Here is a 21881-nt window from a genome sequence, read left to right as displayed (position 1 = left end):
CGATTCTCCTGTAGTTAGGCCTGTACCAAAACGTCGTTGCCGACGACGCGCACCGGATAGGTGCGGATGCTCCATTCCGGCTTGACCGCGGTGGTGCCGGTCGCGAGCTCGAAACCCCATTGGTGCCAGGGGCAATAGATGTATTCCAGGTCGCGCACCATCACCGAATCACCCGGCGCCGTCTCGTCGACGATCGTGCGCCCCCGGGCGCGTCCCGAACACAGCGGACCGCCTTGGTGGGGGCAATAATTCGCGATGGCGTAGAAGGTGCCGTTGACGTTGTAGACACCGACGCCGTGACGTCCGATCGGTACCAGTTTGTGTGTGCCCGGCGGGATTTCGTCCACGGTCGCGACGACATGCTCGCGGCCCTGGGCGAGACGGGGCTCGGGGCGCCTGGTGGTTGCCCCTTCTTCTTGCGTCGTCAATTCAGAGCACCCGGGTCTGACCCTCGAGGACCGGAACGGTCTCGGGCAGGTGATAGGTCGCGATGCCGTTCTTGTACATCACCGCGTCGCGGGCCGCCTTGGGAAGGTGCTTGACCAACCAGCGGGGGTCGTCGAACGTCCAGTGCGGGTAGTCCGAGGAGAACAGCAGGATCTTCTCGCACTCCATCCATTCCAGCGCCCGGGTCAGTTCGGTCTTGTCTTCCGGGTAGTCCAGCGGCTGGGTCGTGAACTTGATGTGGTCCTTGACGTATTCCGACGGCTTGCGCTTGATGTCCACCCACGACTTGCGCGCCTCGTAGATCGAGTCCATGCGCCACATCAGGGGCAGGATCCAACTGAAGGCATGCTCGACGAACACGATCCGCAGCGTCGGGAACCGGTCGAAGACGCCGTCGAAGATCAGGCTCATCACCTGGTTGGCGGCCAGCAGCGAGTAGGTCACCATGAAATCGTGGTTGTAGCTGGGGAACCCGACCGGCGGGATGGGTAGCTCGTCGAACTGGCTGCGCGACAGGTGGCAGCTCACCGTGATGTCGTGCTTGGTGGCGGCCGCCCAGATCGGGTCGTACTTCGGGTGGCCCCAGGACGGGCGCGGCTCGGCCTTGATCAGGATCTGCGCCATGTAGGGGTGTCCGGCCCAGCGCTCGATCTCGCGCACCGACTCTTCCGGCTCCTCGATGGCGAGGCAGATCGAACCGCGCCACCGCTCGTGCCAGTTGTTGTGGCTGTCCAGCCAGTGATTGGCCTGCCAGTCGTTGAGTGCGGCCGACATCGCATGTTGCGCTTCGGGAATGCGCGCCGGGTACGCCGCCGGCTCCAGGATCGCGATGTCGGAGCCGGCCTCCATGATCAGCTGTCGAAACGCCAAGTCCGGGTCGCTGCAAGGGAACTCGCCGTTGGCGGGGAAGGAGTCGACCCGCATGGCGTACGAGTGCGCGTAGTCCGGGGCGTCGTAGTAGATCTGCTCGCCCACGTTGCGGGTGAGGAAGTACTTGCTGCGCCAGGGCTCGGGGATGTACGGGAGGAGCTCTCCGCGCTTGGGTGCCGGGTGGACGTCCGAGTCGACGCACCGGACGGCGATGCGCTCGGCAGCGGGAAGCCGCTCCTGAGAATGGGTCAAACTCATCTGAAACTCCTCGTCTTTCTCGGTCCGCCCGCGTCCACTTCTACTGTGCGCCCACCCCGGCGGGAATGTCTATGCCGTACAGCTGCGCGGCATTACGCCAGCACAACTTCTCGCGCTGCTCGGCCGAGAGCGCGCTGGGCAGCTTCGTGATATCGCCGCACTGCCAGTGCGGATAGCTGGATCCGAACATCACCATGTCGTCCTTGCCGGTGAAGCCGAACCATTCGCCGGCGAACTCGACGTCGCCGGGGCCGTCGAGGCTGCCCTGGACGAAATACACGTGCCCGGGCAGGTAGTCGCTGGGGATCCGCGGGGACCACGGCGTCTGCTCCAGGTGCGGCCGGCCGAACGTGTCCATCCGCCAGATGAACGGCGTGATGAAGTCGGCGGCGCCATCGCCCCACACGAACTTGAGGCCGTCGAACCGCTCGAAGACTCCCTCGGCGATCATGTTCATCAGGTGATACAGGTAGTTCAGCGCCATGAAGCTGACGTACTGCTCGTAGGTGCGGGTGTTCCCATTCGGCGTCGGCGGAAACGCGATGCCCGACCCGACCTCGATGTGCGCGGCGACGGGCAGGCCGGCGTCGACGGCCGCTTCCCAGATCGGCCAGAACTGCGGTTTGCCGTACAACTCGCGGGACTGCAACGGGACGCCGATCTGGACCACGCGCGGATGGGAGCGCCATCTCTCGATCTCGCGCAAAGCGCCGGGGATGTCATCGGGGTTGACCCGGATGGTGCCGCGGAACCGCTCGCCGAACTCGCTGGATTCCAGCCAGTTCGACACCATCATTTCGTTGTGCGCGGCATGCAGCGCGCTGCCCAGATGCCGGTCCGGCATGATGCCGCGGGCCATCGGGTGCAGGACCGCCACGTCGACCCCGCGCTTGGTAAACAGTTCAGTGGCAACGAATTCCGGATCCGACCCGGGGTACTGACGGTCCGGCCCCTCGGTGTTGGGCGCGTACTCCCCGCCGGGGGCGCCGTACCAGTCCATCTCGTAATCGGGGAAGCCGCGGCTTTTGAACGGCTCGCGCAGCGTTTTCCGCAGCGCCTTGTTGGACGGAAAGAAGATGTGCACGCTCGCGTCGATCAGCGGTGTGCTCGTCCCGTCAGCGTGTGTGATCACGAGAGCCACCCTTCGGCTCCGGCGCCGGCCAAAGCGGGCCGTGCGAGGTCATATGATAGCCAATCTAACATTTTCTTGAGCGGTCAATCAATGGGTTTCCGGTAAGCATTTCGTTTAGTCATTAACGCTGGTAACGGACTTTTTGTAGGTTCCTGGGCAAGTGTGGTTCTTCATTCCGGATAATACCATTCTCCGGGTTGACGAGGGATGGGATCCGCGCGGCCTGCGCCGCGGACGCCCGGCACAAACCCGACGTGGGGCCTCGAGCGGCCTAGGCCGGGGACGGGCCCACCGTGACCCCGGCGGCCCTCTCGAGCGGTTTGATCACCGTCGTGAAGTCGGAATCGGGCCCCTCATCGCGGGCGACGGCCTCCCACAGGCGGGCGGTCGCCTCCGCAACCTCGGCGGGCACACCGAGCGCGTTGGCCTCGTCGAGGTAGAGACGCACGTCCTTGACCATCAGGCCGGTGGCAAAGCCGTAATCGAAGGTGCGCGGCAGGATCGCGCGCGGAAACTTGTCGCGGCTTGCGCTCGTCGCGCCCGAACCCGCGTTGAGCACCTCGATCATGACGTCGGGGTCGAGCCCGGCTTTGACCCCCATGACGACCACTTCGGCCGTCGCGGCCAAGACGTTGGCCGCCAGGATGTTGTTGGCCAGCTTCATCGTCTGCGCGGATCCGGGTTTGTACCCGACATACACCGGCCGGCCGAGGGCTTCGAGCGTCGTTCGGATGGCATCGAATTCGCCGCGGGGGCCGGACACCATGAGCGCCAGCGTCCCCTTCTCGGCGCCGCCGACACCGCCGCTGACCGGGCTGTCGATCCGCACGATGTTTCGTTCCGCAAGAAGCCCATGGATCTGCATGGCCATTTGGCTGCCGACAGTGGACAAGTCGACATAGCGCTTGATCCGTTCGCCCCCGATCACTCCCGCCGCGCCGGTGGCCACCTCCAGCGATACGTCCGGTGTGGGCAGGCTGGCCAGCACCGTCTCGGCGCGATCGGCGACCTCTTTGGGCGACGACGCCGGGCATGCCCCCAGGGCGACGATGCGCTCGAGTGCCGAGGCCCGCGTGTCGAAGGCGACGACGTCGTGTTTTTCCTGAATCAGGCGGCATGCCATGGGATAGCCCATGTTTCCCAACCCGATGAACCCGACCTGCATGACTAGTCCCGCTCCAGCTCGGCGAACGCCTCGCGCGCGATGCGAAAGCTGTCGACAGCGGCCGGCACGCCGCCGTAAATGGCCACCTGCAGAAAGATCTCGCGGATCTCTTCACGGGTGACGCCGTTGGTCAGCGCCGCCTTGACGTGCATCCGTAATTCGTTGGGCCGATTGAGCACCGAGATCATCGCAAGGTTGAGCATGCTGCGCGTCTTGCGCGGCAGCTCCTCGCGGCCCCATACCGCACCCCAGCAGTACTCGGTGACGAGATCCTGCAGGGGACCGGTGAAGTCGTCCGCGCCGGCCAGCGCGCGCTCGACGTACTCCGCACCCAGCACATCGGAGCGGATTTGCAGCCCCCGCTCATAGGTTTCGCGATCCAATGTCGTCCTCCTCCACTCCGGGTTGCGGCGGCCCCGGCGGTTGCCGATCGCGCCCGCTGAGCTCCCATTGCGTGAGCGCAGTCTTTCACCGCACCATATCCGCGAGGGCTACAGTCGAGGTTCACCTGGACCTGCCCGCTCGCCTGGTTGTTTCCGGCCCAAGGGCGCTACCGCCCAATTCACTTGCGGTGAACGGGAATACGAGCGGAACGACCCTCGACGTTGAGGAGAAGCGATGACCGGAGCAAGCGCCGACGTCTGGGAAGTGATGGCGACCGCCCGAACGATCCGGCGCTTTACCGACGAACCGGTGGACGACGCGACCCTGGCGCGGTGCCTCGAGGCGGCGCGGTGGTCCCCCTCGGGCGCCAATGCCCAGGGTTGGCGTTTCGTGGTGCTGCGGTCGCCCGAGCAGCGCGCCGTAGTGGCCAAGGCCGCCGCCCACGCGCTGGAGGTGATCGAGCCGGTCTACGGAATGAGCCGGCCCGCCGACGGCGACAACAGCCGCCGCGCCCGAACCTACCGAGCGACCTACGAATTGCACGACCGCGCCGGTGAATTCACGTCGGTGTTGTTCGCGCAGGCGCACTACCCGACGGCGTCGGAACTGCTGCTCGGCGGCTCGATCTTCCCCGCCATGCAGAACTTTCTGCTGGCCGCCCGCGCGCAGGGGCTCGGCGCCTGCATGACCAGCTGGGCCTCCTATGGCGGTGAACAACTGCTACGCGATGCCGTCGGTATCCCCGAGGGCTGGATGGTCGCCGGCCACATCGTGGTCGGGTGGCCCAAGGGAAGCCATGGGCCGCTGCGCCGGCGTCCGCTTGCCGAGTTCGTGAACCTAGACCGGTGGGATGGCGCCGCCGACGGGCTGTTGACCAGCGGCTAGTCGCCGGGTGCGATTCAGCTCGTCACGGACCCTCCGGTGACCTCATGCCCGGATTCAGAGATTATTACTTCCGGAACCGAGAATGATATTCTCGCCGTGACAGTCACGACGAGAGGCGGCGCGGATGCTGTTGGAGTTCGATGCTGATCAGCGGCTGTGGCAGGACACGGTGCGCGATGCCGTCACGAAGCAGTGCCCGCCCTCGCTGGTGCGCAGCGTGGCCGAAGAAGGCGTCGACCCGAGCCCGCTGTGGAAGTCCTACGTGGATCAGGGTTGGACCGAGCTGAACGACCCGGAGAGCACGGTCGAACTCGCCATCGTTCTCGAAGAACTGGGCCGCGCGACCGACCCCACACCGTTCTTGGCGACGATGAGCCAGTTCGCGCCGTTGGTGGCGGATCGGTTCGACCCGCACGAGTCGGGCACGGCGGTGTACGGCGGGATCGTGGCATACCGCGACGCCGAAGGCTGGGTGTTGGACGGCACCGCGCGCCATGTGCTCGACGGCGATCGCGTCGATCGCCTGGCAGTGGTGACCGACGCGGGCGTGTTCGTCGCCGCGTCCAGCCAGGTGTCGGCCCGCCGCTCGGCGGTCTTCGACCCGGTCCTGCACGTGGCCGACCTGTCGTTCAGCGAAGTCCGGGTCCCCGACACCGCCCGGCTCACCGTCGACCACGAGCGCGCGCACCATATTGCGTTGACGGGCATGGCAATCACCATGGTCGGCGCCTGCCAACGCATCCTCGACCTGGTGCTCGAGCACGTGAGTAGCCGCCAGCAGTTCGGTGTGCCGATCGGCTCGTTCCAGGCCGTGCAGCACAAGGCCGCCGACATGCACGTCGCGGTGCAACGGGCGAGGGCGTTGGCGTACTTCGCGGCATTGACGATCGCGGCCGACGATCCCCGTCGCCGGCTGGCGGCCGCGATGGCCAAGGCCTCGGCGGGGGAGTGCCAGTCGCTGGTCTTCCGCCACGGCTTACAGCTGCACGGCGCAATGGGATTCACGTGGGAGAACGACCTGCAGTTCGCGCTCAAGCGTGCCAAGGCGGGCGAACTGATGCTCGGTGGCGCGGCGGAGCATCGGGCGCGGATCGCTCAGGAATATCGTGCAGCTGACTTTTGATCCCGACGTCGAGGCGTTTCGCGCCGAGTTTTCGGCATTTCTCGACGAAAACCTGCCTCCCGCAAGCGAAACCGGGGAACGACCGCGATCGGTTTCGCACATGCCCCAGTGGGCTCGTCGTTGGCAACGGCTGCTTTTCGACAACGGCTGGCTGTTGCCCAGCCAGCCGCCGGAATACGGCGGGCGCAACGCGACGGTGCTGCAGCAGTTCGTCTACCTGGAGGAACTGAGCCGCCGCCGCATCTATCACAGCTTCAACCCGCAGGGTGTGAATATCGTTGCGGCATCGCTGTTGTCGTTCGGTAACAATGAGCAGAAGCAACGTTGGGCCGTGCCCGTCCTGCGCGCCGAGATCACCGCGTCGCTGGGGATGAGCGAGCCCAGCGCGGGGTCTGATTTGGCGTCGCTGCGCACCCGCGCGGTGCTGGACGGTGATCACTTCGTGGTCAACGGGCAGAAGGTGTGGACCTCCGGGGCTCACGACGCCGACTTCTTGTTGACCTTCGTGCGGACGGACCCAGATGCGCCCAAACACAAGGGAATCAGCGCCCTAATCATTCCTACCGACACCCCCGGCGTCGTCCGCCGCCCCTTCCCGTCGATCTGCTCGATCGACGATTTGGACTTCAACGAGGTGTTCTTCACCGACGTGCGGGTGCCGGCCGAAAACCTGGTGGGCGAACTCAACCAGGGATGGATGGTCGCCAACGGTTCGCTGGGCCACGAGCGCACCATGATGTGGCTCGGCTTTGCGGACCGTCTCGAGAACATGATCGACGACTTCCACCCCACAACCGACGTCGAGCGCGACCAGTACGCCACGACGATCATGGATCGACAGGCGCTGCGCCTGCTGGGCTCGGCCGCGCTGGCCCGCACCGCCCGCGGCGAAGACGACGTGGCCGCGATCTCGGTGCTCAAGCTGCTCGGCTCCGAAGCGGAGTTGCGCGGGATGGAACTGGCGCTGACCTCGGCGGGGGCCGACGGACTCGTGCAACCGGGCCAGACCGGGCCGTATGCGCACATGAACCTCGACCACTACTTCGCCAGCTGGTTCGAGCGTTTTGCCCGCAGCTTCTCGGGGACCATCGCCGGCGGCACGTCCGAGATTCAGCGCAACATCATCGCCCAGCGGGTGCTCGGCCTTCCGCGCGGCTAGCGCGTATCAGAGCGCCTGCCCAGATCCGGCGCCGAACGTGCGGCCAGCTTCACGCTCGGCGTCGAACGTGCGGCCAGCTTCACGCTCGGCGAGGAAGCGCCAGACGCCGCAACGGCATTCACCGTGTTTCTAGACGGGGTCGAATTTGGTGATCAGCCAGCTGCCGTTGACCCGGCTCAGCCTGACCAGCACGCTGCTGGAGGCCATCGCTGGGTCAGGGTTGTCCTTGCTCGTGGTGCTCTGATCGACCAGCACCAGCACGACCGCCGAATCCGGATGTAATTCCTGGACCCCGGCCCCCAACACCCGAGCTGTGGTCTTCAGCGATTTTTGTTTGGCCGCCGGAGCCACGATCTGCTCGGTGAACTGGTTGTAGTAGGACAAGAAGTCGCCGGACAGGTGCGACTTGGCGGCGGCGAAGTCTTTGTCGAGAGAATCGGGCGAGTAGGAGAGCAGCGCGACCGTTCCGTCGGACGCCGCATTGGCGACCGCGGTCGCGACGCTGGCGTCGGTCTGTTTATCGGGCCGGTACTGCTTGAAGTACAGCCACGTCGCCGCGCCGCCGGAGAGCAGGAGCAGCGTAATCAGAACCACCGGAACGATTTTCACCCCGCGCCGCGCGCGTGGGGCACTAGTTTCGCTCCGCTCGGTTTGTTCGACGGACTCGTCGGCGGTGTCCGTGCCGGCCTCGTCCTCGCTCATGGGATGAACTCCACGTTGGACATCTTGTATTGCCCGCCGTCGTTTTTGACGGTCACCTTGAGCCGCCAATTGCGCGGTTCGTCTTTGGCGCCCGCGGCATTGGTGATGTGCGATGTCGCCGCGACGAGAACCACCGCGAAATCGCCGTTCATGGTTTGCACGGCCGCCGCATTCACGGTTCCTTGCGTGACCACTTTGGACTGCTCGACGACGGTCGTGAAATCCTTTGCGCGCGCCTGGAAGTCGTCGTGGAACGGGCCGGTCGAGCTGTCGATCACCCGCTGGACGTCCTCCTTGGCCTTGTTGAAGTCCATGGAAGTCAAGTTGACGACACCTTGTCGGGCTCCCGCGACGAAGTTCGCGGCGCGCTGGTTGCGCTCGGTGACTTGATGGCGGTTCCACATCATGTATCCGCTGGCCGCGACAAAGGCACAGATGAGCAGGATGACGGCCGCTTTCCACGCCACCGACAGGGACGGCATCCGCAAGCGCCGCCGGGAGCGGGCCGGCTCGGATTCGGGTTCCGCGCCTTCGGGGGTTTCGTCCGAGACTTCTTCTTTTTCGGTCTCCGCCTCGTCGGCTTCGGTGGTGTCGGCGACGCCCTCGTCGGCCTTCTCCTCGGCGCCGTCGGTTGCGTTCTCGTCGGCGGCTACCGTTTCTTCGGCGTCCGAGGCCTTCTCCTCGGCGGCCTCTTTCTCGGCTTCGGCTAGCGCTTCGCGCCGGAGCCTGGCGGCCCGAGCGCGGGCGCGCGCCGCTGCGGCCAGCGCTTCGGCTTCGGCGGCTTCGGCCTCGGCTTCCTCGAGCAATGCCCTCGCATCGGCTTTCGAGGTGGCCGAATCGCGCGACGGTTCTTTGGCGTCAGCCATCGTGCTTACCGACTCCTGTACCTCTCACGCGGCTACCATCGCACGAGCGAGAACGGCCAACTGTCGGCGCCCCCCGGTCCGCCGCCGCAGCCGGTGTCGAACGTCGAGTCGACCTGGCCCGCCAGGGTCACCGGATCCCATGAGTAGACGTCATGCGAGGGAAAGAACTGGACCACGCACCGCACACCGTCGGGCACATCGACGGCCATGGTGTAGCGGCCGTTGGACAGGTGGGCTTCTCCGCGGTAGACCGCCGCCTGCCCGTTGGGCTGCGGAGTTGCGTAGACCTGCAGGCATCCCGGCGCGTTGGGGAAGCACGGGTTGATCGACCAGATCCAGCTGTGGCCGGGGTCCCGGCTCGTGTCCACCCTGTAGTTGGCATACAGCATGTCCGCGTGGGCGGTCGGCGTGACAGTCAGCGCGGCGGCGGCAAGCGCAAGGCTGACTGCGAAAGGCTTCACCGTTGCGTCTCCCATCTCTGTCTACGCGCTTGGGCCCAAATATAGGGGGCGGTCACGCTGAACAGGCCTACTCGGAAAAATTGCGCCAGTCAACGACTGGTACGTCCGGCCCTACCTAGTCGATGACCGCGGTCTCCTTGCGTTCGGTGATCGGCCTGGCGAGCTCTTGCTCGTCGCAGATCCGCTGGAGCTTTTCGAGCGTCTCGTCCAGGCCGGCTCCGATCTTGCGGCCGGGTGTGAAGGTCGCCGGCAGCTTACGCATGCCCTGGATGACACCGATGGTCTCGTAGTGGACCGTCCCCTCGGGATCGCACTTGTAGTCGGGCATCCGGTCGAGAACCGCGGTGAGCATGGATTTGAACACGGTGCGAGCGACATTCGACCCGATGCACCGGTGGACCCCGAGCCCAAAGCTGAAGTGCCGGTTACCCTTACGGTCGAGGATGATCTTGTCCGGGTCGTGGAACACCGCCGGGTCGCGGTTGGCCATCGCCCACGAAATCCAGAGCCGCTCGCCCTCTTTGAACTGGGTGCCGTCGAGTTCGGTGTCGTCGGCGAAGGTCCTGCCGTCCCCGGGTGCCGGGGTGAAGTAGCGCAGGAACTCTTCGGTCGCCGGGTCGAGCAGAGTTTTGCGCTCATCGCTGAGCAGCTGCCGTTGCTCCGGGTGCTCCGAAAGCCATTCCAGGGAGTGGGCGGTGAGCGCGGTCGTGGTGTCGAAGCCGCCGCCGATGACCAACCCGAGGTTGCCGAGGATTTCCAGCTCCGGGGCGGGCTCACCGTCGATGCGCATCTGGAGCAGACCGTTCACGATTCCGGGCCGCGGGTTGGCGCGGATCTCGATCATGTTGTTGACCATGTCGAGCCCCATCTCCCGGTGCATCGCGGTGACCCGCTCGATGTCGGGGGAGTGCTCGGGCGTGTAGACCGCGGCATGCACCGGCTCGCTGTACATGTTCCACTTCTTCAGCGGGATGCCGAGCATGGCCAGGGTGAAGACGGCGGGCACGATGTTGGCGAGGTCGTCGACGAAGTCGATGCTGCCGCCCTCGATCTTCTCGTCGAGGCAGGCGCGCGTCACGTCGTCGATGAAGGGCTCCCAGCGCTTGATCGCGGCCGGGGACAAATAGGGGTTGAGCACGGTCCGGTAGGTGCGGTGCTCGGGGTCGTCCATTTCCAGGATGCCGCCGCGAACCGCGCTGACGCGGCTGGCCGTGGGGATCGAAATGCCTTTATAGCCACGGCGTTCGCCGTGAAGGTCGTGGTCGTTGGAGACCGCCGGGCAGCGCGCCAGCTCGAAGACCTCGTGGCTACCGGCCGCAACCCAGTGTCCGCCATAGGTGTCCGTCCAGGCCATGGGGCACTTGGCGTGCATCTCTTCGGTGATCGCCTTGAACTGCGACCGGTACTCGGAAGAATGCCGATCGAAGTGGTATCGGTTCTTCTTGCGGTCGTTGTCATTGACGACGTCGTCGACACTCAACGCTCTGTCTCCCTCAGTGTTTCGCTGCTCAGGACTTCGGTGCCGGCTCAGTCTTCGGTGATCATGATGGCCTGCTCCGGGCAGGACTGCGCCGCTTCCCGAACCTGGTCCTCCCGATCGGCGGGCACCACTTCGTCGATTGCCGACGAGCTGCCGTCGATGTCGCTGAGCTGAAACGAATCCGGAGCGATCATCGCGCACAGGGTATGGCCCTGGCACCGCTGCGAATCCACCCAAACCTTCACGGCTGTCTCCTCTCACCTGATGCTGGTTGCCGGGCACCGTTGACGAATCGCCACCGCTCAGGTGTTGCGACCGCCGTTGACGCCCAAGATCTGACCGGTGATGTAGCCGGCTTCCTCGGACACCAGAAACGCGCATGCCGCGGCGATGTCCTCGGGCGTGCCGATGCGGCGGACCGGGGTCCGGGCGATGGTCTCGTCGATGTCGCCGAGGAAGCCGTTCTTCTCGGCGGCGCGCAGCATCGGGGTGTCGATGAAGCCGGGCGGCACGGCGTTGACCGTGATGCCCTTGGGCCCGTACTCGAGTGCCAGCGACTTCGTGAGGCCGTTGACCGCCGACTTGGCCGCCACGTAGTGACTCATGTAGGGCGCGCCGGAATGTGTGCTCGACGACGAGATATTGACGATGCGTCCCCACCCGGCCTCGACCATGTCGGGCAGCACCGCCTGGACGGTGTGGAAGACACCGTTGAGGTTGACGTCGATCACCCGCCGCCAGTCCTCGAAGGTGATGTTGTGGAACTTCTTGAAGCCGTCCAGCCCGGCGGCGTTGACCAGAACCGTCACCGGGCCGAGTTGGGCGCGGATGGCCGACAGCGCCCCATCCACCTGCGACCGGTCGGTCACGTCGGCGGTGAAGGTGAGGTCGGCGTCCGACGGTCGCAAGTCGATGGTGGCGACGTTCAAGCCGTCGGCGCGTAGGCGCTGCACGACGGCAAGGCCGATGCCGGATCCGCCACCGGTGACCACCGCAGTCTTCATGTTGAGGCCTCTACTCCGACGGGGGCCCATTTCAGCCACAAAGAATCTCCCTTACAATTATGAGAACCCTACTCTCCACGCGGAGTGGCGTGCAACACGCCCGCGAAACCGCGTTCGGCCTGCGTCGAGAGGGTCGCGGCGGCAGCTTCTGGCCGTTTGCGCCCCTGGTCAGCACCGGGATCTCATTCCTGAGACTTTCTTGAATTATCGAAACTCGAATGTAAGATTCGCCGGGGAAGAGAATGAAATTATCGTGATCGTCACCACACGAGGGGGTACCGGCATGCCTGCGCAGGACACGGCAGAACCCGCCGCTGGGTCAGTAGCGACCATCGCGGATGCCGCGCCTGCGCCGGGCCTGGAGTCAATCGCAGACCGCCGTCTGTTGATCGACGGCCGGCTCGTTGCCACCGGCAAGACGTTCCCTTCGCTCAACCCCGCGACGGGTGCGGTCATCGGGCAGGCACCGGACGCCGGAGCCGAAGAGGCCGAAGCGGCGATCGCGGCGGCGCGGCGTGCGTTCGACGACACCAGCTGGCCCACCGATGTCGAATTGCGCATCCGTTGCCTCGACCAGCTGCATCGGGCACTCGTCGAGCACGCCGACGAGTTGCGTGAGCTCACCATCGCCGAAGTCGGCGCCACCCGCGCGCTGACCCAGGGTGCCCAACTCGACGAGCCGATCGGCATCGTGCGCTTCTACGCGGACCTGCTGCGCACCTACCAGTTCTCCGAAGACCTCGGCGAACGGGAATCGCGGGGCATGCGGCACCACCGCTGGGTGGAAAAGGAAGCCGCCGGGGTGGTGGGCGCCATCATCGCCTATAACTATCCGAACCAACTCGCGCTCGCCAAGCTGGCACCGGCGCTGGCCGCGGGATGCACGGTGGTGCTCAAGGGCGCCCCGGACACGCCGCTGATCACCCTGGCGCTCGGCGAGCTGATCGCCAACCACTCCGACATTCCCGCCGGCGTGGTCAACGTGCTCAGTTCGTCGGATCCCGCTTCGGGGGTCGCCCTGACCACCAGCCCGGACGTCGACGTCATCACCTTCACCGGATCGACCGAGGTCGGGCGCAAGATCATGGCCGCCGCCAGCGAGACCGTCAAGCGCGTCTTTCTGGAACTGGGCGGCAAGTCGGCGGCGATCATGCTCGACGACGCCGACTTCGCCAACGCGGCGCTGTTCGCGGCCTTCAGCATGGTGACCCACGCGGGCCAGGGCTGTGCGCTCACGTCCCGGCTGCTGGTACCCCGGTCGCACCACGACGAAATCGTCGACCTGATCGCGCAGAACTTCGCCAAGGTGAGCCACGGCGACCCGGCCGACCCCAAGACCTACATGGGGCCGCTGATCAACGAACGGCAGCGGGACAAAGTCGATGGCATGGTCCAGCGCGCCGTGGCCGCCGGGGCGACCCTGGTCACCGGGGGCAAGCGGCTCGACCCCGGCTATTTCTACGCGCCGACGCTGCTGACCAATGTCGATCCCGACAGCGAGATCGCACAGGATGAGGTCTTCGGGCCGGTGCTCGCGGTGATCGCGTTCGACGATGACGACGACGCGGTGCGCATCGCCAACAATTCGATCTACGGACTGGCGGGCGCGGTCTTCAGTCGCGACCAGGACCGGGCGCTGGCCGTGGCGCGCCGGATCCGGACCGGATCGTTCTCGATCAACGGCGGCAACTACTTCGGCGCCGACAGCCCGTTCGGGGGCTTCAAGCAGTCCGGCGTCGGCCGCGAGATGGGGGTGGCAGGGTTGGAAGAGTTCCTGGAGCGCAAGACGTTTGCCGTTCCCGCGGTGCCGGCCAAGGGGGCGGGCGCGTGAGGCCGCTCGAGGGCATCCGGGTCCTGGAAGTCGCCATGTACGGGTTCGTCCCGTCGGCCGGCGCGGTGCTCGCCGAATGGGGCGCCGACGTGGTCAAAGTCGAGCACGCGGTGACCGGCGATCCGCAGCGCGGGCTCCGCCAGACCGGGATGTTGCGCGTCGAAGGCGATCCCAACCCCAACATCGAGCACGCCAACCGCGGCAAGCGCAGCATCGGGCTGGACATGTCGGTGCCCGAGGGCAAGGAAGTGCTCTACGAGCTGGCCCGCCGGTCTGATGTGTTCCTCACCAGCTTCCTTCCCGCTCATCGGAACAAGTTCGGCATCGACGTCGACGACATTCGTACGGTCAACCCGAACATCATCTACGCCCGCGGCAGCGCACTCGGCCCGCGCGGCGCCGAGGCGGAGAAGGGTGGCTACGACATGACCGCCTTCTGGTGCCGGGCCGGAACCGCGGCGACCATCACTCCCGCCGGGATGCCCGGGATGATCGCCCCGCCCGGGCCCGCCTACGGCGACACCATCTCGGGGACCAACCTCGCCGGCGGCATCGCGGCGGCGCTGCTCAAACGGGAGCGCACCGGCGAACCGTCCGTCGTCGACGTGTCACTGCTGGGCAGCGGGTTGTGGTCGATGGGGCACACCGTGGCGCTGACCAAGCATCTGGGGCAGCGGCTCGAGGCGCCCCCGCCCGGCGTGCACGGCGCCCCCAACAATCCGTTGGTGGGGCTGTACACGACATCCGACGGGCGCTACATCTCCTTTGTGATGATGCAGCCCACCAAGTTCTGGGCTGACGTGTGCCGGCACGTCGACCTGCCGGAGCTGGCGGACGACCCGCGCTTCGCCACGGTGGAGAAGATCGCCGCCAACACGGCGGATGCGGTGGAGCTACTGACCAAGGCCATCGCAGGCCGCACGCTGGCCGAGTGGAGCGAACGCTTCGCCACGCTCTCCGGGCCGTGGGCGCCGGTGCAGGACACCCTGCAAGCCGTCGACGACGCGCAGATCCGCTCGAACGAGTACATGGTGCAAGCGGGTGAGCTCGAGTTGGTTGCCAACCCGGTACAGTTCGACGTCGCAGCGCCACAGACCGGACCGGCCCCCGGGTTCGCTGAGCAGACCGACGAAATATTGATGGAACTCGGACTCGATTGGGACCGCATCATCGAGCTCAAGACGGCCGGCGCCGTCACCTAGGACTGGAGTTTGCCGATGCCGAAGATTGTTGTTGCGATCCAACCGCCCTGCGCCGGCGTTCTGATGTTGCGAGGTCCGATAACGGTTATGCCTTTTTCGTTCCCTCTGGACGCGGCATGAGTCATAATCGCCGGACGCTTCAAGACGTGGGGCCCCCCGTCTTGCAGCGCCAACTCCCGCAGCAGAACGGAGGACTGGCGTGAGCGAGGTCGCTGTCGGATCGGACGTCAATTCCGAAATGCGGCCGCCCGCTGAGCTTTTCGCCGTCGGCGGCACGCCCTTGTGGGGGCCGGTTCTGCCGAATCTACCGCAGGCCTTGCGCAGGAACAAGACTGGCAGTCTCGTAATGCCGAAAGGGCGTTGTTCCCATGGCGAGTAAAGGTGCTGACCGCTGGTCACCCGGGATCGTGTTGGGGCGCGGCTCCAAACCGGCGCAGGCGATCGGCGGATTGTTCGCGATGTCGGCGGACGCGGTCAAGTTCTTGTTCCAACGCCCGTTCCAGTGGCGTGAGTTTCTCGAACAATCGTGGTTCATCGCACGTGTCGCCATTGCGCCGACGTTGTTGGTGGCCATCCCGTTCACCGTTCTGGTCAGCTTTACCCTCAACATCTTGTTGCGAGAACTCGGTGCCGCGGACCTTTCCGGTGCGGGTGCAGCGTTCGGTGCCGTCACTCAGATCGGCCCCATGGTGACCGTTTTGATCGTGGCGGGCGCCGGCTCCACGGCGATGTGCGCGGACTTGGGGTCGCGAACCATCCGCGAAGAGATCGACGCGATGGAGGTGCTTGGCATCAATCCGGTGCAGCGCCTGGTGACTCCGCGCATGCTGGCCGCGGGGCTGGTGGCCCTGTTGCTGAACAGTCTGGTCGTCATCATCGGCATCGTCGGCGGCTATGCCTTCTCGGTGTTCATTCAAGATGTCAACCCTGGCGCGTTCGCCGCCGGCATCACCCTGCTCACCGGCGTGCCGGAAGTGATCATTTCTTGCGTCAAGGCAGCGCTTTTCGGCCTGATCGCCGGACTGGTCGCGTGCTATCGCGGGTTGACGATCACCGGCGGCGGCGCCAAGGCCGTCGGCAACGCCGTCAACGAAACGGTGGTGTATGCGTTCATGTCCCTGATGGTCGTCAACGTCGTTGTCACCGCTATCGGCATCCGGTTTGCGGCCAAGTAATTACGAAGGAGGTGTAAGGACAGATCGTGACAGCCCTACGCGCTACCTACCCGCGCCTGACGCGACAGCTGGGGAAGCCCGTCAGCACGCTGAGCCGGATCGGCGATCACACGCTGTTCTACGCCAGGGCGCTCGCCGGGGTGCCGTTCGCGGCTGCCCACTACCGCCGCGAGATCATTCGTCTCATCGCCGAAATCAGCATGGGTGCAGGGACATTGGCGATGATCGGCGGGACGCTCGGAATCGTCGGCTTCATGACGCTCGCCGCCGGTGGCGTGCTGGCTGTCCAAGGCTATAGCTCGCTGGGCAATATCGGCATCGAGGCGCTGACCGGATTCCTCTCGGCCTTCATCAACGTGCGAATCGCCGCACCGATCGTCGCGGGGATCGGTTTGGCGGCCACATTCGGCGCCGGCGTGACCGCGCAGCTGGGTGCCATGCGGATCAACGAAGAAATCGACGCGCTGGAATCCATGGCCATCCGGCCGGTTTCGTATCTGGTCAGCACCCGAATCGTCGCGGGGATGCTCGCCGTGACCCCGCTTTATTCCATCGCCGTCATCCTGTCTTTCATCGCCAGTCAGTTCATCACGGTGTTCATGTTCGGTCAGTCGAGCGGTTTGTATCAGCACTACTTCACCACGTTCCTCAACCCCATCGACTTGTTGTGGTCATTCCTGCAAGCCGTTTTGATGGCGCTGACCGTCTTGTTGATCCATACCTACTTCGGTTACTTTGCCTCCGGCGGCCCGGCTGGTGTCGGCGTCGCGACCGGCAACGCGGTACGCACCTCGCTGGTCGTGGTGGTATCCGTGACGCTGCTGGTCTCGCTGTCGATTTACGGCTCCAACGGCAACTTCAACTTGTCCGGGTAGGGGAGGAGACCTGACGTGACGAACCGCCTCGGGCCCGGCCCTATCGACCGTTCGGAAACAGCCAGCAGCGCAGCGCCTGTCGCGGCGTCACCGGGTGGCAACTTCGGGGCGCAATCGTATGCGCGCCCCCTGGCCGGATTGGCGACCGTCGTCGTGGTCGCCGTGATCGTCGCCGTTGCCATTGGTCTGTTTCGGGGCTCTTTCACCGAAACCGTGCCGGTGACCGTGATTTCGCAACGAGCCGGCCTGGTCATGAACCCGGACGCCAAGGTCAAGATGCGCGGCGTGCAGGTGGGCAAGGTCGCCTCGATCGACTCGCTGCCCAACGGCCTGGCGGCCATTCACTTGGCGATGGACCCGTCCCAGTTGCACTTCATCCCCGGCAACGTGCTCGTCGACATCGCGTCGTCAACGGTGTTCGGCGCCAAGTCCATCCTTCTCGTAGAGCCTGCCCAACCCTCGGCGCAGCGGCTCCGCAGCGGCCAGACGCTGCAGGGCCAGCACGTCATGGTCGAAATCAACACGGTGTTCCAGCAACTGGTGTCGGTCCTGAGTCACATCGACCCGCCGAAGCTCAACGAGTCGCTGGGTGCGCTGGCACAGGCGTTCAGTGGGCGGGGTCCACAGCTCGGCCAATCGCTGAGCGACCTGGATTCCTTTCTCGCCAAGCTGGAGCCGAGCCTGCCCGCTTTCAGGCATGACCTTTCGGTCTTACCGGTGGTGTCCAACGCCTATGCCGACGCGGCGCCCGACCTGATGAAGACCGCCTCCAACGCGACGCGGATCAGCAAGACGATTGTCGACGAGCAACGCAATTTGGATGCGTTGCTGATCAGCGCGATCGGCCTGGCCGACATCGGCAACGACGTCTTGTCGACGAACCGTCAACCGCTGACGGATGTGGTGCATCTGCTGGCGCCGACCACCGATCTGACCAACGAGTACGCCCCCGCGCTCAACTGCGCATTCGCCGGGCTCGTACAGATATCGCACGGGGCGCCGTTGTCGGAACCGAGCATCAATATCTCGGCGAGTCTCACGTGGGGCGCCGAACGTTATCGGTATCCGACGAACCTGCCCAAGGTCGCGGCGACGGGCGGCCCGCAGTGTGTGGGCCTGCCGAAGCTGCCGTTCAATACCGCCCCGCCGCAATTGATTGCCGATACGGGCGCCGACCCGGTGAACTATGGAAACCCACAGCTGCTGCTCAACTTCGACGGGCTGAAGCAGCTGTTGTACGGGCCGATCGCCGGCCCGCCGCGCAACCCCGCCCAGATCGGACAACAGGGATGAGAACGCGCGCAACGCTCATCAAGTTCGCGACCTTTACAGTCGTGATGGCGGTGCTGACCGCCTTCCTGTTCTTCATCTTCGGCCAGTACCGAACGGGTGCGACGACCGGGTATTCGGCAGTGTTCAACGACGTGTCGCGGCTGAAGCCGGGCGAGTCGGTGCGCGTCGCCGGGATTCGAGTCGGCACGGTCGACAGCGTTTCGTTGCGGCCCGACAAAAAAGTTGTGGTGAAGTTCGACGCCGACCGCAACGTCGTCCTCACCGAGGGCAGCAGGGCGGCGGTCCGCTACCTGAACCTGGTGGGCGACCGCTACCTCGAACTGCTCGATGGTCCGGGCTCGCCCAAACGCCTGCCCGCCGGTGGTCAGATTCCCGTCAGCCGCACCGCGCCCGCGCTCGACCTCGATCTACTGCTCGGCGGACTGAAACCCGTTACGCAGGGCCTGAATGCGCACGATGTCAACGCGCTGACCTCGGGTCTGCTGCAGGTCTTCCAGGGGCAGGGCGGGACTATCGACTCGCTGTTCACCAAGACGACGTCGTTCTCGAACGCCTTGGCCGACAACGATCAAACCGTGCAGCAACTGATCGACAACCTCAACGTCGTGATCGGCACGGTGGCCAAGGACGGCAAACAGTTCTCGGGCGCAATCGATCGCCTCGAGCAGCTTGTCAGCGGATTGTCGAATGACCGCGACACGATCGGGTCCGCGATTGACGCCCTGGACAAGGGAACCGCCTCGCTGGCGGATCTGCTTGCCCAGGCCCGTCCGCCGCTGTCCGGCACCATAGCTCAGTTGAATCGACTGGCACCGATTCTCGACAACGACAAGGACCGCCTCGAGACCGCAATCGCCAAGGCGCCGAGGAACTACCGCAAGCTGGTCCGACTCGGCGTGAACGGCGCCACCATCCCGTACTACATCTGCCAGTTCGCGCTCCGCGGTACGGATCTCAATGGCAAGACCGTGCGCGCCAATATCTTCAGGTCAGATGCAGGAAGGTGCACGGAACCCTAATGCTCAAGTATCGCGGAGTTGGCCTGGTCAAAGCCGGGCTCATCGGCGTCGTCCTGGCGGTGATGATCATCCTGGTGGGGCTGTCGCCCGACCGATTCGTCGCATGGGCGACGATGGTCAGGTACCAGGCGTTGTTTACCGAAGCCGGGGGCCTTACGGGGGGCAACCCGGTCATCGTGTCGGGGATGAAGGTCGGCACGGTGTCGGATGTGAAGCTGCGTCACGGCGACGCGCTGGTGACTTTCACGATGAAGGGCAACATCCTGCTCGGCTCGGAGACTTCCGCGCACATCCGCACGGGCACATTGCTCGGCGAGCGGATGCTGTCGGTGGAGTCCGCGGGCAGCGGCACGATGCATCCGATGGCTCTCATTCCGGTCTCGCGCACCTCTTCGCCTTACTCGCTGACGGAAGCGGTCAGCGACTTGACCACCGACACTGCGGGAACGAATACCGCAGCGCTGAACCAGTCATTGGACACGCTGGCGGCGACGCTCGATCAGATTGCGCCCCAAATGGGGCCGGCCTTCGACGCGCTCACCCGGTTATCGCGCACCCTCAACAGTCGTAACAAGAACCTGGGTGACCTTTTCAAGAGTGCCGGCGACGTCACCGGGGTTCTCTCCGAACGTAGCCAGCAGGTCAACAAGCTCATCCTCAACTCCGACTCCCTGCTCCAAGTCCTGGTGGCGCGGCGTCAAGAGATCGTGGACCTGCTGGCCAACACGTCGGTGGTGGCCAAGCAGCTGACGGCATTGGTGCACGACAACGAAAGCACATTGGCACCGACGCTGGAGAGATTGAATTCGGTGACGGCGATGCTGGAAAAGAACCGCGACAACATCGCCAAATCGCTGGCGGGCCTCAAGAAATTTCAGATCACGGTCGGTGAGGCCATCTCCGGCATGTACGCCTACCAGGCGTTCGCCCCGAACTTCCTTATCCCGCAACTCTTCCAGGAGTTGTTCGACTACCTCTGGGGATTCCGCACCTTCGATACGTTGAAGGGCCCCGGCTTCCCATCGCCGGTGCCTCGGGCGCTGACCCCCTGGCCCTACAACTCCATTCCACAGTGCCCTGGCTGCACGTTGGGCGGACGGATCGGAGGATCACAGTGACCTCCCGGACCTCCCGCATCCCGCGCACGCGGCTGGTGGCCGTGACGGCGGTTGTCTTGGTCGGGCTCCTGCTTGCCGGAGCTGCCGTGGTCGTCCGCAATACGTTCTTCGGGCAGAAGACGATCACCGCCTATTTCACCACCGCCACCGCGATCTATCCCCACGACGATGTACGGGTTTCGGGTGTCAAAGTCGGCACGATCAAATCCATTCAGCCGCAGGGCACCCAGGCCAAGATGACCCTCAAGGTCGACCACGACGTGCCGATCCCGGCGGACGCAAAGGCGGTGGTCGTCGCCTCGAACCTGGTGTCTGCCCGCTACGTTCAGCTCACGCCGGCCTATCGAGACAGTGGGCCGGTCATGCGCGACGGCGCAGTCATACCGGTCGAACGGACCGCGGTGCCGGTCGAGTGGGACGAGGTCAAAACCCAATTGATGCGGCTCGCAACGGATTTGGGACCCAAAAGCGGGGTATCGGGCACATCCGTCGGTCGGTTCATCGACAGCGCCGCCAACGCCCTCGACGGCAACGGTGACAAGCTGAGGCAAACACTCGGTCAACTGTCGGGCGTCGGCCGGATCCTCGCCAACGGCAGCGGCAACATCGTCGACATCATCAAGAACCTGCAGACCTTCGTCGGCGCGCTGCGCGACAGCAACGTCCAGATCGTGCAGTTCAACGACCGCCTGGCCACGCTCACCAGCGTCGTCAATGACAGCAAATCCGACCTGGACGCGGCGCTGACCGATCTGTCGACGGCGGTCGGCGAGGTGCAGCGCTTCATCGCCGGCACGCGCAACCAGACCAGCGAACAGATTGCCCGGTTGGCCGATGTCACGCAGAACCTGGTCGATCACCACATGGATCTGGAGAACATCCTGCACGCAGCGCCGAACGCGTTCGGCAACTTCTTCAACGACTACAACGCCGACACCGGAACCATCGTGGGAGGATTCGGGCTCATGAACATGGCGAATCCCACATGGGGCGGCCAGGTTCTGTTGGGCGTACCGGGCTGCACGCAAATCGGCGCCATCGAAAACATCACCGCGGTCGAATCGGGCAAGCTGTGCTCCCTGTTCATCGGTCCCGGCTTGCGGCAGACCAACTTCAACAACTCGCCGATTCCCATCAACCCGTTCATAGCCAAGTCGATTGACCCGGCGAGGGTTCTCTACACCGAGCCGCGCCTGGCGCCCGGCGGCGAGGGCCCGAAACCCACAGCACCCGAAATCCCGCCCGCGGTGTCGGCCTACACCGGCCTGCCGGGTGACCCGGTGGGACCGCCGGGGGCCGTGCCGCCGGCGCGGATACCGGGCGCGGCGATGCCGCTGCCGCCCCCGCCGTCGACACCGGCGCCACCACCGCCGGCGCCGAGCGCGTCGGAAATGCTGCTGCCGACAGACGGGCCACAACAATGATCGCCAGG

The 21881-nt window shown here is 65.2% G+C and carries 22 protein-coding genes; 11 read left to right on the top strand and 11 right to left on the bottom strand.

Features of this window, described 5'->3' with window-relative positions:
* Positions 1–14: 14 nt before the first annotated feature.
* The 5 genes from JF781_RS12640 to JF781_RS12620 all read right to left on the bottom strand — a co-directional run bounded on the left by JF781_RS12640 (position 15) and on the right by JF781_RS12620 (position 4255).
* Positions 15–428: a Rieske (2Fe-2S) protein gene (locus tag JF781_RS12640; RefSeq protein WP_064933395.1), complete on the bottom strand. Its 414-nt coding sequence runs from the start codon at positions 426–428 to the stop codon at positions 15–17.
* Position 429: 1 nt separating this feature from the next.
* Positions 430–1575, bottom strand: coding sequence for an amidohydrolase family protein (locus JF781_RS12635; RefSeq protein ID WP_225327411.1), 1146 nt, complete (start codon positions 1573–1575; stop codon positions 430–432).
* Between the two features lie 40 nt (positions 1576–1615).
* The gene (locus JF781_RS12630) at positions 1616–2707 is read right to left on the bottom strand and encodes an amidohydrolase family protein (RefSeq protein ID WP_225327410.1); all 1092 of its coding nucleotides are present in this window, start codon (positions 2705–2707) and stop codon (positions 1616–1618) included.
* A 271-nt stretch (positions 2708–2978) separates the two neighbouring features.
* Positions 2979–3872 (bottom strand): NAD(P)-dependent oxidoreductase, encoded by an 894-nt coding sequence (locus JF781_RS12625; RefSeq protein ID WP_225327409.1) that lies wholly within the window; start codon positions 3870–3872, stop codon positions 2979–2981.
* A gap of 2 nt (positions 3873–3874) precedes the next feature.
* Positions 3875–4255 carry a carboxymuconolactone decarboxylase family protein gene (locus JF781_RS12620; RefSeq protein ID WP_225327408.1) on the bottom strand — a complete coding sequence of 127 codons (381 nt, stop codon included), beginning with the start codon at positions 4253–4255 and terminating at the stop codon, positions 3875–3877.
* A gap of 235 nt (positions 4256–4490) precedes the next feature.
* On the opposite strand from JF781_RS12620, the gene JF781_RS12615 reads away from it, so the two are divergent.
* The 3 genes from JF781_RS12615 to JF781_RS12605 all read left to right on the top strand — a co-directional run bounded on the left by JF781_RS12615 (position 4491) and on the right by JF781_RS12605 (position 7423).
* On the top strand, positions 4491–5141 hold the full coding sequence (locus tag JF781_RS12615; RefSeq protein ID WP_225327407.1) for a nitroreductase family protein: 651 nt from the start codon (positions 4491–4493) through the stop codon (positions 5139–5141).
* A gap of 124 nt (positions 5142–5265) precedes the next feature.
* Complete coding sequence (locus JF781_RS12610) at positions 5266–6264, top strand: acyl-CoA dehydrogenase family protein (RefSeq protein WP_225327406.1); 999 nt, start codon at positions 5266–5268, stop codon at positions 6262–6264.
* A complete protein-coding gene (locus JF781_RS12605) occupies positions 6248–7423 on the top strand; it encodes an acyl-CoA dehydrogenase family protein (RefSeq protein ID WP_225327405.1) in 1176 nt (391 codons plus the stop codon). The genes JF781_RS12610 and JF781_RS12605 overlap by 17 nt, the downstream gene beginning before the upstream one ends.
* A gap of 129 nt (positions 7424–7552) precedes the next feature.
* Here the strand turns inward: JF781_RS12605 and JF781_RS12600 are convergent, their stop codons facing one another.
* The 6 genes from JF781_RS12600 to JF781_RS12575 form a co-directional block, all read right to left on the bottom strand.
* The gene (locus JF781_RS12600) at positions 7553–8125 is read right to left on the bottom strand and encodes a hypothetical protein (protein ID WP_225327404.1); all 573 of its coding nucleotides are present in this window, start codon (positions 8123–8125) and stop codon (positions 7553–7555) included.
* Positions 8122–8991 carry a hypothetical protein gene (locus tag JF781_RS12595; RefSeq protein WP_225327403.1) on the bottom strand — a complete coding sequence of 290 codons (870 nt, stop codon included), beginning with the start codon at positions 8989–8991 and terminating at the stop codon, positions 8122–8124. Before JF781_RS12595 ends, JF781_RS12600 begins: the two co-directional genes overlap by 4 nt.
* Before the next feature lie 32 nt (positions 8992–9023).
* Positions 9024–9467, bottom strand: coding sequence for a hypothetical protein (locus JF781_RS12590; protein ID WP_225327402.1), 444 nt, complete (start codon positions 9465–9467; stop codon positions 9024–9026).
* Between the two features lie 100 nt (positions 9468–9567).
* Positions 9568–10932, bottom strand: a complete 1365-nt coding sequence (locus JF781_RS12585; protein ID WP_225327401.1) for a cytochrome P450 — start codon at positions 10930–10932, stop codon at positions 9568–9570.
* Between the two features lie 47 nt (positions 10933–10979).
* On the bottom strand, positions 10980–11177 hold the full coding sequence (locus JF781_RS12580; RefSeq protein WP_009951811.1) for a ferredoxin: 198 nt from the start codon (positions 11175–11177) through the stop codon (positions 10980–10982).
* 57 nt (positions 11178–11234) lie between these two features.
* Entirely contained in the window at positions 11235–11936 is a 702-nt protein-coding gene (locus JF781_RS12575) for an SDR family NAD(P)-dependent oxidoreductase (protein WP_225327400.1), read from the bottom strand.
* A gap of 253 nt (positions 11937–12189) precedes the next feature.
* Between JF781_RS12575 and JF781_RS12570 the strand changes: the two genes are divergently transcribed.
* The 8 genes from JF781_RS12570 to JF781_RS12535 all read left to right on the top strand — a co-directional run bounded on the left by JF781_RS12570 (position 12190) and on the right by JF781_RS12535 (position 21873).
* Entirely contained in the window at positions 12190–13767 is a 1578-nt protein-coding gene (locus JF781_RS12570; RefSeq protein WP_225327399.1) for an aldehyde dehydrogenase family protein, read from the top strand.
* Complete coding sequence (locus JF781_RS12565) at positions 13764–14969, top strand: CaiB/BaiF CoA-transferase family protein (protein ID WP_225327398.1); 1206 nt, start codon at positions 13764–13766, stop codon at positions 14967–14969. Before JF781_RS12570 ends, JF781_RS12565 begins: the two co-directional genes overlap by 4 nt.
* Positions 14970–15337: 368 nt before the next feature.
* Positions 15338–16144 carry an ABC transporter permease gene (locus tag JF781_RS12560; RefSeq protein WP_225327397.1) on the top strand — a complete coding sequence of 269 codons (807 nt, stop codon included), beginning with the start codon at positions 15338–15340 and terminating at the stop codon, positions 16142–16144.
* A gap of 26 nt (positions 16145–16170) precedes the next feature.
* Positions 16171–17019: an ABC transporter permease gene (locus tag JF781_RS12555; RefSeq protein ID WP_225327396.1), complete on the top strand. Its 849-nt coding sequence runs from the start codon at positions 16171–16173 to the stop codon at positions 17017–17019.
* A 129-nt stretch (positions 17020–17148) separates the two neighbouring features.
* The gene (locus tag JF781_RS12550; RefSeq protein ID WP_308011543.1) at positions 17149–18312 is read left to right on the top strand and encodes an MCE family protein; all 1164 of its coding nucleotides are present in this window, start codon (positions 17149–17151) and stop codon (positions 18310–18312) included.
* Positions 18309–19331: an MCE family protein gene (locus JF781_RS12545; RefSeq protein ID WP_225327395.1), complete on the top strand. Its 1023-nt coding sequence runs from the start codon at positions 18309–18311 to the stop codon at positions 19329–19331. Before JF781_RS12550 ends, JF781_RS12545 begins: the two co-directional genes overlap by 4 nt.
* Entirely contained in the window at positions 19331–20449 is a 1119-nt protein-coding gene (locus JF781_RS12540; protein WP_225327394.1) for an MCE family protein, read from the top strand. The genes JF781_RS12545 and JF781_RS12540 overlap by 1 nt, the downstream gene beginning before the upstream one ends.
* On the top strand, positions 20446–21873 hold the full coding sequence (locus tag JF781_RS12535; protein ID WP_225327393.1) for an MCE family protein: 1428 nt from the start codon (positions 20446–20448) through the stop codon (positions 21871–21873). Before JF781_RS12540 ends, JF781_RS12535 begins: the two co-directional genes overlap by 4 nt.
* Positions 21874–21881 lie beyond the last annotated feature (8 nt).

Source organism: Mycobacterium sp. WUMAC-067, assembly GCF_020217485.1.
In the GTDB taxonomy this organism is placed as follows: domain Bacteria; phylum Actinomycetota; class Actinomycetes; order Mycobacteriales; family Mycobacteriaceae; genus Mycobacterium.
Note: the sequence above shows the minus strand (reverse complement) of the source record. Positions and strands in the feature narration are given on the sequence as shown.